A 12,085-nucleotide genomic window follows, 5' to 3' on the forward strand; every position below is an offset into this window, starting at 1 on the left:
GATGGGCGTACTACTGCAGGAGGTCAAGGCGCAGACCCTGGCCGGCAATCGACTCTCGGGTCCCAACGGGGTGTCCCGCGGGCTGCTGGAGGGCGAGCACCGCTCGATGTTCCAGGGACGCAGTCTGGAATTCGACGATCTGCGGCCCTATGTGCCGGGAGACGACGTTCGCGACATCGACTGGAAGGCGTCGGCGCGCTCGCCCGAGGTACTGGTCAAGCGATTCGTCTCGTACCGGCAACAGCGGATCCTGATGGTCACCGACCTCGGCCGGAACATGTTGGCCCACACCGCAAGTGGCGAGGTCAAGCAGCGTGTGGTGCTCAATGCCGTTGGCCTGGTTGGGCTCATCGCCATCAGCAAGGGCGACGAGATGGGTTTGGTGTACGGGGATGCGACCGGATCGGCACACATGCCGAACCGGCGCGGTGAGGCGCACCTCGAACACATCCTGGAACGCGTCAACCGGCATCACGTCGCGGACAGCGGCCGCAGCGATATCTGCGCGCAACTGGACTACGTGCAGCACCACTTCCGGCGCCGGCACATCGTTTTCGTGATCTCGGACGAACCCGATGTCGGCGCGGGGCTGGACGAGCAGTTCCGCAAGATGGCGGCGCGGCACGACGTGTACTGGGTGACGGTGCGTGACGCCCCGTTGATCGGAGCGCCGGGATTCGGCGGTGAGGGCTACGACGTCGACAGCGGCAGAACTCTGCTGCGTGAAGAGATCCTGGGGCACCGGGTGCTGGAGGCGTACCGGCGGGCCGAGGCACGGCGGGAGGCGGCATTCGAGCAGTACGTCAACAGCTCGGCGATCCCGTGCGCACGGGTTTCCGGTAGTGGTGAGTTGTTCAACGCCGTCACCCTGATGTTGAAGAAGGCCGGCCGTGGCAAATGACTTTCTGAAATGGGTTGTGGCGCCGCTGCCGTACTCGGTGTTCTGGCTGGTGTTCGGCATCCTGCTGGTCCTCGGGGTGATCGGCTGGTTCGGTGGCGTGTTGGTGTGGACGCTGCCCGTCGAAAGGTTGCGGACCATCCCGGTGATCCGCGACATCAGCGCCCGGGTGTTGCGGCGCAAGTTCAGTGCCGCGGTCGGTCACGTGGCCGACCGTTACCGGATCGGTGAGCTGAGCAGCCGTCAGGCGTACACCGAAATGAGTCGCATACTGCGGAATTTCGTGTTCTACCGCACGGGCGTGCGGGCCCAGTACATGACGTTGGGTGAGGTGGAGCGCGGGCCCGCGGCGGCGGCGGCGCCCATCGTGAAGGCTTTGTATACCCGACAATTCGACGTTGTCGACAACCCCGATGTTGCTGCCGCGGCAGCCCAGGTGCGGAGTGCGATCCGGTCATGGAGCTGAGATGGTGGTGGGTGGTCGTCGTGGGGCTGACGGCATTGGTCGTCATTGTGGCCGTCGCGTTCCTCTGGCCGCTGAGACAGCAGCAGCGCCGGCTGCGTCCGCTGGCATGGGTCGGTCGCCTGACTCAGCTGCCCGAGTACGCGCGCGCCTATCGTCGGTACCGAATCCTGTTGGCGGCCATCGCCGCAACGACGGTCGGGGTAGCACTGTGCGCGATCATCGCCACTGCGCGGCCAGTCAGCGCACAAGCCACCGCCGCAGACATCAACCGGGCGCACCCGGAGGACATCATGCTGTGTGTGGAGGATGACCCGGCCGCCCACGATGCGTCCGTGCTGTTCTCGTATTTCCGTGACCAGGCCGCGAAGTTCGAGACGCAGCGTCTCGGCCTCACGTCCCGCACGCTGCGGGTGATCCCACTGACCCGGGACTATCCCTACCTCCAGGAGCAACTCGGCCGCTATGCGAACCTCGAGCGACTGAAGACCCAGCAGAAGCCATCGCCGGAGGACACCGCAACGCTGCAACGCGCGCAGCACGAGTTCGGCCGGACCGTCAGCTATTCCGACTACCGGCTGACGGTCAACGACGCTCTGGCCCTGTGCATGAAAGGTTTTCCAGGAGTGGGTAAGCCGTCGGATACCCGGCGCTCGGTGATCTACCTGGGGCCGGCCGATGGGTCGAAGGCGCCCATCTATTCGGACGCCGCGCTCGGTGCACTGGCGAAGTCCTCGGGTATTCAGCTGAACGTCCTGACCCCGACGACGCGCGACGCCGGTGGCGCGCTGAGCGGCATCACGGAGGCCACCGGAGGGCGGTTCGTCAGCTATGTCGCGGCGGATCCCAAGGGCGGCAACAGCGGAACGCAGCAGAACGCGATGGACGCGGCACTGCGCGGCCATCTCGACGACATCCGTGCGCACCCGCCCGCGCTGACCCGGTCTGACGGAACCATTCTGGTCGCGCAGGTGCGCGACCGGCCCGACGCGGTGCTGGCCGTGGCTCTGGCCATGGTGATCGTCTTCTCGATCAGCCTCGCGGGGGTGCGTCGATGACGTTCGAACCTGTGGTCGCCTGGTGGGTGTTCCTGGTGCTCGCCGGGCTGACCCTGATATTGCGGATGTTCACCCTCTACCGGGTGCTGGTCGTGGTCGGGAAAGGCGGCCAGCGCAAGGTGGTGCTGCGCTGGAGCTTGTTGACCCTGGTGATCGTCTGCCTGTTCGCGGCAGCCGCGCGGCCGGGAATCGAAGGAGATAAACAGGTTTCGGACCAGTCCGTCGCGGCGGCGGCCGGCCGGAACGTGAATGTGTTCTTCGTCGTCGACCGCTCCCTCAACTCCAAGGCCGAGGACTACGGGAACAACCAGTTCCGGATGGCCGGGATTCGGGCCGACATGCAGTCGATCGTCGACCAGTACCCGTCGGGCCGGTTCTCGATCACGTCGTTCGCCACGAAGGCACGTGTCGACTGGCCGTTGTCGGATGACGTCTGGAGTCTGCGGGCGCTGCTCAAGGGCTATTCGGCCTATGGAGCGGACTTCGATTCGGTGTACCAGGTCGACGTCGGTGCGGCCGACGAGCAGTTGAAGCGCCAGCTGGAGCTGGCGCACACGCAGTACCCGGGCTCGAACAACGTGGTCTTCTATCTCGGTGAGGGAGCGGGCGTCTCGAAGCGGCCGGCGACGAAATTCGACATCCCCGCGGGACTGATCGCCGGGGGCGCGGTGCTCGGGTACGGCACGGCAGGCGGCGGCCGGGTGGCCAGCAAGCTGGGGGCGGGCGGTGAAGTGTCGTATTTTCCGGACCCGAGTGGCGCGCAGTTCCTCTCGGCATTCGACGAAGCGTCACTGAAGACGGTCGCCGGCCAGCTGAAACTGCCGTACTACCACCGGGCGCCGGGCGATTCGACGGCCACCATCATCCCGGCCCTGGATGTCCAGGCATCCACAGAGCGACAACAGGTTTCGCTGCCGGGGGAGCGCACCGAGTTCTACTGGATTTTCACGGCGATCGCGATGCTGTTGATGGGCTACGAACTGTTCGCCATGGCGCGCGAGTACCGGGTCTCCCGCATGACGAAGGTGCGGGACGAATGACGCAGATATCGGCGTTGTGGCAGACGGTGATCGCGGCGGTCGGCCGGTACTTCTCATCCGGGCCGAGCCGAAAGGTCCTGCGGCGCAAACTGCTGGTCATCTCGGTGCTGCCGGCCCTGTTGGTGGTGGGGATCGCCGTCAAGTTGGTGACGATGGTGACCTACGGGCAGTCCGCGAGGTCGAACTTCTTCGCGTACAACTCCTACGGCATGGACCATGACGTGCGAAAGCTCAAGTCGTTCAACGTGATCGACTCCTACAAGGCGTATTTCGCCGACGGCGACCGCTATCTGTTGGAAGGCAAACTGTCGGACGCCGAGTCGGAGTTCAAGAAATCGCTGGCACTGGTCGACCAGGACGAGTCGTGCCCGGTACGCATCAACCTCGCCGTGGTGCTGGAGGCGCGGGGCGACGTGAAGAACAACGAGAAGCACCGCGACCAGGCGAAACCGCTGTGGCAAGAGGCGCTCACGGTGGTGCAGCAGGCGCCCGCCGGTTGTTTCGACACGTCGACCGAGCCCGACGAGGAGCAGCGTAAACACCGCAACGACACGGCGAAGCGGTTGCAGGACAAGCTGAAGGATCCGGAGCCGAAGTCCTCGGACGGGCAGGGCGGTCAGGGTGGCCAGGACAACAGCGGCGGGGCGGGTGACTCGGGTCAGAACGGCCAATCGCCGGGCCAGGGTGAGCAGCCCCAGAGTCCCGGCAATCCGCCGCCGAGCCCGGGTGAGCAGCCCCAGAGTCCCGGCAATCCGCCGCCGGGTTCAGGAAACCCGCCGCCCGGTCCGGACGCTCAGGGCTCGGGACAAGGCGATCCGGACGGTCAAACCCCGGCCGGCGGACCCACCACACAGGCCCCCGATACCGTTGGCGCAGACCGTGTCGCGACCGAATCCGGCGGGGTGTCGACGCATGAACTGCACCCGCAGCAAGGCGATCCGGGTGATGTGCTCAAGCGGCTGCTGGAGGATTCGGGTGCCACAGGTGTCGATCGTGAGTGAGCTGCCGCCGCTCAGGCCGGCGCCGGCTGGCGGCCACGGACCAGACGTCCCGGCCGCGCCGCCGTCGGCACGCCGTTCTCGGCGATGATCTCGCCGGACACCATGGTCGCGATATAGCCGTCGGCGGTCTGGTCCAGGCGGCGCCCACCGGCGGGCAGGTCGTGCTCGATGGTCGGTTTGTGCAGCGTCAGTGCGTCGTGGTCGATCACATTGAGATCGGCCTTGTAGCCCACCGCGATTCGGCCGCGGTCGGCCAGGCCCGCGACGCGCGCCGGTACCGATGTCAGTTCCTTCACCGCATGCGCCAGGTCCAGCCGGCCGGCAGCCCGGTCGCGCACCCAGTGCGTCAGCAGGTACGTGGGAAATGACGCGTCGCAGATCATTCCGTAGTGGGCGCCGCCGTCGCCGAGGCCCAGGATGACGTCGTCGCGCCGGATCAGTTCGGCCACGGTGTCGAGCGAACCGTCACGGAAGTTGGCGAGGGTGACCAACAGCATGGCGTGCCCGTCGTCGTCGAGCACCCGGTCGTAGGCCTCTTCGAGCGGGCTGACGCCGCGGGCGGCGGCCCGCGCCGCGATCGAATCCGACGGTGCCGGTTCATAGTTCGGGGGAGTGCCCAGCGGGAACATGTAGTCCCACGCCTGCGCCGCGAACATGAGCGGGTGGCCGTCGGCAGCCGCGGTGTCGTTCAGGATGCGTTGGCGTACCTCAGGTTTGCGCATCTCGGCGACGCGCTCGGCCAACGGCAGGTCGGCGATCTCGCGGTACGACGGGTACAGCACGAACGGGTTGCCGGACAGTTCGAGGCCGATGACGAGGCCGATCGGCCGGGGAAAGATCTGGGCCGAGATCGAACCGCCATCGGTATTGGCCTTCTCGACCATGCGCAGCGCGTCCTCGAATGTGGCCGGCCCGGCGTTGCCGACCGCCAGCGTGAACGTGACGGGCAGACCGACGTCGGCGGCGACGTCGAACACGGTCTTGAGCGCGACCTCGTAGTCGCCCGCCAACAGGTCGGGCACGAACTGGATCAGTCCGCCGCCGCCGTCTTCGATGCCGCGGGCGATGGCCTCGATTTCCACCTGTGCCGCGTCATGGCTCGGGATGGGCTGCCCGCCAGAGGTCTTGTGCAGGGTCAGTCGCGACGACGCGAAACCCAGCGCACCGACCTCCACTGCCTCGGCCGCCAGCTTGCGCATCAGCGCGAGGTCCTCGGGAGTGGCGGGTTCGCGATCGACACCGCGCCGGCCCATCACGTACACCCGCAGCGGCGAGTGCGGCAGGAACGCGGCCACGTCAATGTCCCGGCGTCCCGCGTCAACCGCGTCCAGGAATTCGGGGAAGGTCTCCCAGGTCCATGGCAGGCCGTCGACCATCACGACGCCCGGGATGTCCTCGACGCCGGCCATCACGTCGACGAGTACGTCGTGGTCATCTGGGCGGCACGGCGCGAAGCCGACACCGCAGTTGCCCATGACGGCGGTCGTTACGCCGTGAGCGGACGACGGCGTCATCCGTTCCGACCAGATGGCCTGTCCGTCGTAGTGGGTGTGCAGGTCCACGAAGCCGGGGGTGACCAGCTTGCCGGTGGCGTCGATCTCGCGCGTGCCGGTCCCCTCGACAGTGCCGACGGCCACGATGGACCCGTCCTGAACTGCGACATCGCCATGGAAGGGCGCGCAGCCCAAGCCATCGACGATGAGTCCGCCCCGAATGACGATGTCGTAGGCCGTGCCCGCTGCGTTCATGTGAACAACGTACGACTCAGCCCCTCATCAGATCTGTGAGTTGGCTTTGAGTTGAAGATTAGAACGGCTAGGCATTGCAGAAACGATGTATCGTGATAGGTACAAGATGCATCGAATCAACGAAAGGAATTGCGATGTTCTCAGCTGGTTTCGGCCCCGGTTTCGGTGGGGGCTTCGGCCCGGGATTCGGGGGCTTCGGTCCCGGCGCGGGTGGTCCCGGCGCCTGCGGCCCGGGCCTCGGTGGTGGTTTCGGCGGCGGCTTCGGGGCCGGCGCCGGGCACCACTTCTTCAAGGGTCGTATCAAGCGTGCCGCGATTGCGGCGGCCGCGCTACTACAGGCAGGTCCGGCCACCGCCGAGCAGCTCTCGCAGCGGGTCTCGGAGATCACCGACGGCGCGTTCGCCCCGCCGGTGGACAAGGTCGAGTTCGTCATCTCACTGCTCGCCGCGCGCGGCGTGGCCACGGTCGAGGACGGCGTCGCGACGCTGACCGAGTTCGGTGAGCAGCTGCTCGCCTGGCGCGGCGTCAGCAGCGAGACGGTGCAGGCGTTCCTCGGGCAGGCGGCGAAGTTCGGTGACGTCATCAAGCTGCGCAAGGACTTGTTCGAGCTCGCCGGTCTTGCGCGCACCATCAAGTTCACCGGCAACGACGCACAGAAGGCCGACCTGAAGTCGGCCGTTGCGACGGTGTCCGCTGCGGTCGCCGAGGCCAAGAAGACCCTCTACCGCACCCTGGCCGACAACTGAATCACCAATCGGAGCGGCGGGCCCAGCCTGGGTTCGTCGCTCCGATTGTGTCGGTGGCTCGTGGCACGATCGCGGCATGATCGATCACGTCGGCATCAACTGCAGCGACTGGGCCAAGTCCAAAGAGTTCTACGACACCGTGCTCGGTGTCCTCGGGTACAGCCGTCAGATGGATTTCGAGGTCGCCATCGGTTACGGCACCGCCGGGCGGCCGGAATTCTGGATCGGCGATGCCAGTGCGGGTGAGGCGTCGGGGCCGAACCGTGAGGTGCACGTGGCCTTCCATGCTGCTGATGCGGATACGGTGACCGCTTTCCATGAGGCCGCGGTCGCACTCGGCGCCGAGTCGTTGCACGCGCCCCGGCTGTGGCCTGAATACCATCCCGAGTACTTCGGTGCGTTCGTGCGTGACCCGGATGGCAACAACGTGGAAGCGGTGTTCCACGGCTCGGCCGCCGACCGTCAGGTCGGGTAGCGTCGGAACCATGTCCGACACCGCCGCGGCGCGAGAACTGTTGCGCGACTCATTCACTCGGCTCATCGAGCACGTCGAGGAGGTCACCGACGGCCTGACCGAAGAGGTGTCGTGCTGGCGCCCGACGCCGGAGGCCAACAGCATCGCGTGGCTGTTGTGGCACAGCGCGCGGTGTCAGGACATGCAGCTGTGCGACATCGCCGGTGTCGAGCAGGTGTGGACGGGCCAAGAGTGGGAGCAGCGGTTCGCTCTCGACCTGCCGCACAGTGATGCCCCCGGCTACGACATCGGCTACGGCCACACTCCCGAAGACGTCGGCAAGGTGCGGCCGCCGGTCGACTTGCTGGTCGGCTACTACCGCGCGGTGCACAAGGTGACGTTGGAGTACGTCGCGAGCGTGACTTCGGAGGAACTCGAGCGGATCGTCGACCGTCGCTGGAATCCGCCGGTCACCGCGAGCGCGCGTCTGGTCAGCATCGTCGACGACTGCGCGCAGCACCTGGGGCAGGCGGCGTACGTGCGGGGTATCGCCGCGCACCGATGACCGCCCGATGACAACGGAGAAATTCGTCCGCTGGTGGCCGCCGGTCGGGCTGGTGACGATGGCCGTGTTGGGCTGGGTTGTCGGCAAGGCCTCCACACCGGTCGACGACGTCTTCCAGCAGGCCGGTCGTGATACCCGGCCGTACTCCGGGTGGCTGCTGTTCTTCACCGACCCGAGAACACTGCTGGCGATGCTGGTGATCGCGGTGGGAATCGCCTTGTGGCGCAGGCGATGGAGCATCGCGGTGGCGATGGCGCTGTGTCCGCTGGCGGCGCTGCTCATCGAACGCTTCGTGAAGCCGCTGTTCGGTCGCCATAAGGGTGGTGCGCTGGCCTATCCCAGTGGGCACACCACCCTTATGGTCACGGTCGTCGGCATGATCGTCGTGGCGGCCGGAGCGGTGCTGTGGTCACGGCTGCTGGCGGGCATCTTCGTCCCGGCGGGCATGCTCGGCCAGGCCTTCACCTACCACTACTTCACGGACACCGTCGGTGCGCTGCTGTTCGGGTCCAGCCTGGTGTGCCTGGCGGCGTGGGTCGCCGGTGTCGTGCCGAGCTGTAGTGCCGCTCGCCGCGACCGCCGCTGACACGCCCAAATTTGACACGCGTCAAGCCGGGTGCGACCCGTGTCACACCTGGTCGTTACGATGGCCGTATGACCGCTACGTCTGACGTCCAGTCGCCGGGCTCCGGCACCATTTACGACCCTGCCACCGGTGCCATCGCAGGAACCGTGAGGTGGACGGACCCGGCCGACGTACCGCGCATCGCCGCCGGTCTGCGCGCCGCGCAGCCGGAGTGGGAAGCCCGCGGGGCGCAGGGGCGGGCGAAGGTGCTGGCCCGTTTTGCGGTGTGGCTCAATGATCATCGCGACGAGGTCGAGGCCCTGCTGGTCCGCGAGACCGGCAAGTCGATGGTCGACGCGAAGGTCGAGATCCCGCTGGCGATCCTGATCATCTCGTACGTGGTCAAGACCATGGAGAAGGCGCTGGCGCCCGACACCCGGCCGGCGCCCATGCCCATGCTCTCGATCAAGAAGATCACCGTGCACTACCGTCCGCGTCCGGTGGTGGGCATCATCGCGCCGTGGAACTATCCGGTCGCCAACGCGCTGATGGACGCCATCGGGGCGCTCGCGGCCGGCTGCGCCGTGCTGCTCAAGCCGTCCGAGCGGACCCCGCTGACCGCCGAGTTGCTGTTGCGCGGATGGACCGACTCCGGGGCGCCCGAGGTGCTCGCACTGGCGCAGGGCGCCCGCGAGGTGTCCGAGGCCGTCATCGACAACTCCGACTTCATTCAATTCACCGGCTCCACGGCCACCGGCCGCAAGGTCATGGAGCGCGCGGCGCGTCGTCTCACCCCGGTCAGCCTCGAACTCGGTGGCAAGGACCCGATGATCGTGCTCGAGGACGCCGACGTGGAGTTGGCCGCGAACGCCGCGGTCTGGGGCGCGATGTTCAACGCCGGGCAGACCTGCGTGTCCGTCGAGCGTGTCTACGTGCTGGAGCCGGCGTACGACGCGTTCGTCGACGCCGTCGTCAAGGCGGTGCAGAACCTCAAGGTGGGCGCGGGCGAGGGCTATCACCTCGGCGCGCAGATCGACGCCGGCCAGGTGGACATCACCGAGCGGCACGTCAACGAGGCCCTGGCGGCCGGTGCCCGGGCCCTGACCGGCGGCAAGCGCCCCGACGGCCCCGGCAGCTTCTACCCGCCGACGGTGCTCGTCGACGTCGATCATTCGATGGCGTGCATGACCGAGGAGACGTTCGGCCCGACCCTGCCGATCATGAAGGTCGCCACGGTCGGTGAGGCAGTCCGCCTGGCCAATGACAGCCCGTACGGGTTGAGCGCCGCCGTGTTCTCGGGCGACGTGCAGCGGGCCAAAGACGTTGCACTGCAGCTCGACTGTGGCGCGGTGAACATCAACGATGTGCTGGCCAACCTGATGTGCACCACCGCTCCGATGGGCGGCTGGAAGACGTCGGGCATCGGTGCGCGGTTCGGCGGGGCCGAGGGCATCCGCAAGTACTGTCGCCAGGAGACGGTGGTCGAGCCGCGCACCAGCGCAGGCGCCGGCGGCAACTACTACCACAACTCGATGAAGGCGCTGGCCCGCATGAACACCGTGCTGACCAAGGTGTCGTTGATCCGGTCCAAGCGCACCGCCAAGTAGCACCTGCTGTTCACCAGGATGTCACCGACAGGTTTGGCGGAGCCGTTATTTTCGGCCGGTGACCCTCGACACCGCTACCGCCACCGGCTACGCCGTTCGCGATGACGACGACGACGATCCCGAGTTGGTCCTGCTGCCCAGCGGGGAAGTAGTCGACACCTGGCGCGAGGGTTACCCGTACGACGAGCGTATGAAGCGCGAGGAGTACGAGGAGCAGAAGCGGCTCCTGCAGATCGAACTGTTGAAGCTGCAGAAGTGGAGCCAGGCCAACGGGCTGCGGCACGTCATCGTCTTCGAGGGCCGCGACGCCGCCGGCAAGGGCGGCACCATCAAGCGGTTCATGGAGCATCTCAACCCGCGCGGCGCCCGGGTCGTGGCGCTGGAGAAGCCGACCGAGAAGGAACGTACCCAGTGGTACTTCCAGCGGTACGTGACGCATCTGCCGGCGGCCGGCGAGATCGTGCTGTTCGACCGTTCCTGGTACAACCGGGCCGGTGTGGAGCGTGTGATGGGGTACTGCTCGCCCAAGCAGCACGCCGAGTTCGTCCGCCAGGCACCGCTTTTCGAGCAGATGCTGACCAACGACGGCGTCAGCCTCACCAAGTTGTGGTTCTCGGTGACGCAGGCCGAGCAGCGCACCCGGTTCACCATCCGCCAGGTGGACCCGGTGCGCCAGTGGAAGCTCTCCCCGACGGATCTCGCCTCGCTGGACAAGTGGGACGACTACACCGCGGCCAAGGAAGAGATGTTCGCCTGGACCGACACCGAGGTCGCGCCGTGGACTGTGGTGAAGAGCAACGACAAGAAGCGCGCCCGGATCAACGCCATGCGCCATGTTCTCGGTAAGTTCGACTACGACAACAAGGACCATGAGGTGGTCGGGCACGCCGACCCGCTGATCGTGGGACGGGCGCTGTCCGACTGAGCGGCGCCCACCGATCTAGGAGGGCGCTTGCGATTCGTCGCGACACTGCTGTTGTGGCTGGTCACCACCATCGCTGTGGCGGTGGCTGTGCCGGTCTGCTGGGCCCAGCACACCATCGTCGACCGGGGCGGCTACGTCGCCCTGGCGACCACGGCCGCCAAGAACCACGACCTGCAGAAGGCCACCGCCAGTGAGCTGGGCATCCAGATCAACAAGCTGGCCACCAGCGCGGGCTATGACCTGAGCACCAGCACCATGTCGAATGCGGCCGGCCTCTACACCTCCAGCTCGGTGTTCCCGGGCCAGTTCGGCACCGCCAACGGCTACGCGCACGACTGGCTGTTCACCGACACCATGGCCCACTCGGACGCATCCGGCCGCTGGACAATCGACCTGTCGCCGATGCTGTCGGACGGGTCGTTCAGGGCGACTCTGACGGCGCTCGGGATCCGCGTCCCGTCGAAAATCGAAGTACCGATCACCGATTCGGCCCAGTCGGTGCGGCCGGGCCAGTTCCGTGCCGCGACGACGTGGGGACCGTGGGCGCGCGTCGGCATCTGCGTCCTGACGGGCGTGTTCGCCCTGCTGACGCTCGCAGTGACCCGATCCCGCGGAAAAACCGTTGCGGCCCTGGGAATTTCGACCATGATCGTGGGCGCTGCCGGCTGGGCCGGCATCGAAGTGGGGCGCCGCTACATCGATGATGGGCTGAACCGCACCACCGGAAACGTCCGGCAGGTGGCTGACATCATGGTCGATACGGCCATCGCGAACGCCCACCAGTGGCTCAACATCACCCTCGCCACCGGCGGCGGCTTGGTGGTGCTGGGCGTCCTCGTGACACTGCTGGGCAACCTGGGTCGCCGGGTGGTCCGCAAGCCCAAGCCCACGGGAGCTCCTGCCGCCTGACAGCGATTTGTGCACGAAAATCCGCAGCCGGTGGTTGTTGCGTTTTGATTGAGCGTGTCTGGGTGTTTTGACCTGGCGTTTCGGCAGAATGTGTTGGTGGCCAAGA

13 protein-coding genes are annotated in these 12,085 nt (G+C 66.8%); 12 read left to right on the plus strand and 1 reads right to left on the minus strand.

From position 1 onward, the window contains the following. Nucleotide 1 precedes the first annotated feature (1 nt). The 5 genes from AC3WTE_RS29855 to AC3WTE_RS29875 are packed head-to-tail and all read left to right on the plus strand — an operon-like array spanning nucleotide 2 to nucleotide 4,460. Nucleotides 2-901: a DUF58 domain-containing protein gene (locus tag AC3WTE_RS29855; RefSeq protein WP_492443064.1), complete on the plus strand. Its 900-nt coding sequence runs from the start codon at nucleotides 2-4 to the stop codon at nucleotides 899-901. Beyond that, nucleotides 891-1,364 carry a hypothetical protein gene (locus AC3WTE_RS29860; protein ID WP_492443065.1) on the plus strand — a complete coding sequence of 158 codons (474 nt, stop codon included), beginning with the start codon at nucleotides 891-893 and terminating at the stop codon, nucleotides 1,362-1,364. The genes AC3WTE_RS29855 and AC3WTE_RS29860 overlap by 11 nt, the downstream gene beginning before the upstream one ends. Beyond that, nucleotides 1,355-2,419 carry a hypothetical protein gene (locus AC3WTE_RS29865; RefSeq protein WP_492443066.1) on the plus strand — a complete coding sequence of 355 codons (1,065 nt, stop codon included), beginning with the start codon at nucleotides 1,355-1,357 and terminating at the stop codon, nucleotides 2,417-2,419. The genes AC3WTE_RS29860 and AC3WTE_RS29865 overlap by 10 nt, the downstream gene beginning before the upstream one ends. Further along, on the plus strand, nucleotides 2,416-3,459 hold the full coding sequence (locus AC3WTE_RS29870; protein WP_492443067.1) for a vWA domain-containing protein: 1,044 nt from the start codon (nucleotides 2,416-2,418) through the stop codon (nucleotides 3,457-3,459). The genes AC3WTE_RS29865 and AC3WTE_RS29870 overlap by 4 nt, the downstream gene beginning before the upstream one ends. Then, nucleotides 3,456-4,460: a tetratricopeptide repeat protein gene (locus AC3WTE_RS29875; RefSeq protein ID WP_492443068.1), complete on the plus strand. Its 1,005-nt coding sequence runs from the start codon at nucleotides 3,456-3,458 to the stop codon at nucleotides 4,458-4,460. Before AC3WTE_RS29870 ends, AC3WTE_RS29875 begins: the two co-directional genes overlap by 4 nt. 11 nt (nucleotides 4,461-4,471) lie before the next feature. Here AC3WTE_RS29875 and AC3WTE_RS29880 read toward each other — a convergent pair whose 3' ends face one another. Beyond that, nucleotides 4,472-6,208 carry an N-acyl-D-amino-acid deacylase family protein gene (locus AC3WTE_RS29880; protein WP_492443069.1) on the minus strand — a complete coding sequence of 579 codons (1,737 nt, stop codon included), beginning with the start codon at nucleotides 6,206-6,208 and terminating at the stop codon, nucleotides 4,472-4,474. A 134-nt stretch (nucleotides 6,209-6,342) separates the two neighbouring features. Between AC3WTE_RS29880 and AC3WTE_RS29885 the strand changes: the two genes are divergently transcribed. The 7 genes from AC3WTE_RS29885 (at nucleotide 6,343) to AC3WTE_RS29915 (ending at nucleotide 11,979) form a co-directional block, all read left to right on the plus strand. Further along, nucleotides 6,343-6,954, plus strand: a complete 612-nt coding sequence (locus tag AC3WTE_RS29885) for a hypothetical protein (RefSeq protein ID WP_492443070.1) — start codon at nucleotides 6,343-6,345, stop codon at nucleotides 6,952-6,954. A gap of 76 nt (nucleotides 6,955-7,030) precedes the next feature. After that, a complete protein-coding gene (locus AC3WTE_RS29890) occupies nucleotides 7,031-7,429 on the plus strand; it encodes a VOC family protein (protein ID WP_459366877.1) in 399 nt (132 codons plus the stop codon). 10 nt (nucleotides 7,430-7,439) lie between these two features. Beyond that, complete coding sequence (locus tag AC3WTE_RS29895; RefSeq protein WP_492443071.1) at nucleotides 7,440-7,973, plus strand: mycothiol transferase; 534 nt, start codon at nucleotides 7,440-7,442, stop codon at nucleotides 7,971-7,973. Nucleotides 7,974-7,980: 7 nt separating this feature from the next. Beyond that, the gene (locus tag AC3WTE_RS29900) at nucleotides 7,981-8,559 is read left to right on the plus strand and encodes a phosphatase PAP2 family protein (RefSeq protein WP_492443072.1); all 579 of its coding nucleotides are present in this window, start codon (nucleotides 7,981-7,983) and stop codon (nucleotides 8,557-8,559) included. Nucleotides 8,560-8,627: 68 nt separating this feature from the next. Next, nucleotides 8,628-10,145, plus strand: coding sequence for an aldehyde dehydrogenase family protein (locus AC3WTE_RS29905; protein ID WP_492443073.1), 1,518 nt, complete (start codon nucleotides 8,628-8,630; stop codon nucleotides 10,143-10,145). Nucleotides 10,146-10,203: 58 nt separating this feature from the next. After that, nucleotides 10,204-11,070 (plus strand): polyphosphate kinase 2, encoded by an 867-nt coding sequence (gene ppk2, locus AC3WTE_RS29910; RefSeq protein WP_492443074.1) that lies wholly within the window; start codon nucleotides 10,204-10,206, stop codon nucleotides 11,068-11,070. A gap of 27 nt (nucleotides 11,071-11,097) precedes the next feature. Beyond that, nucleotides 11,098-11,979 carry a hypothetical protein gene (locus AC3WTE_RS29915; protein WP_492443075.1) on the plus strand — a complete coding sequence of 294 codons (882 nt, stop codon included), beginning with the start codon at nucleotides 11,098-11,100 and terminating at the stop codon, nucleotides 11,977-11,979. The last annotated feature ends 106 nt before the right edge of the window (nucleotides 11,980-12,085 follow it).

The sequence above is a fragment of the Mycobacterium sp. FW102-FHT13B02 genome (genome assembly GCF_058790275.1).

Bases quoted from the DNA above. Each gene is read 5' to 3' on its own strand.
- AC3WTE_RS29855 (WP_492443064.1), top strand. From the start codon at position 2: ATGGGCGTACTACTGCAGGAGGTCAAGGCGCAGACCCTGGCCGGCAAT.
- AC3WTE_RS29865 (WP_492443066.1), top strand. From the start codon at position 1,355: ATGGAGCTGAGATGGTGGTGGGTGGTCGTCGTGGGGCTGACGGCATTG.
- AC3WTE_RS29870 (WP_492443067.1), top strand. From the start codon at position 2,416: ATGACGTTCGAACCTGTGGTCGCCTGGTGGGTGTTCCTGGTGCTCGCC.
- AC3WTE_RS29875 (WP_492443068.1), top strand. From the start codon at position 3,456: ATGACGCAGATATCGGCGTTGTGGCAGACGGTGATCGCGGCGGTCGGC.
- AC3WTE_RS29880 (WP_492443069.1), bottom strand. From the start codon at position 6,208: ATGAACGCAGCGGGCACGGCCTACGACATCGTCATTCGGGGCGGACTC.
- AC3WTE_RS29885 (WP_492443070.1), top strand. From the start codon at position 6,343: ATGTTCTCAGCTGGTTTCGGCCCCGGTTTCGGTGGGGGCTTCGGCCCG.
- AC3WTE_RS29890 (WP_459366877.1), top strand. From the start codon at position 7,031: ATGATCGATCACGTCGGCATCAACTGCAGCGACTGGGCCAAGTCCAAA.
- AC3WTE_RS29895 (WP_492443071.1), top strand. From the start codon at position 7,440: ATGTCCGACACCGCCGCGGCGCGAGAACTGTTGCGCGACTCATTCACT.
- AC3WTE_RS29900 (WP_492443072.1), top strand. From the start codon at position 7,981: ATGACAACGGAGAAATTCGTCCGCTGGTGGCCGCCGGTCGGGCTGGTG.
- AC3WTE_RS29905 (WP_492443073.1), top strand. From the start codon at position 8,628: ATGACCGCTACGTCTGACGTCCAGTCGCCGGGCTCCGGCACCATTTAC.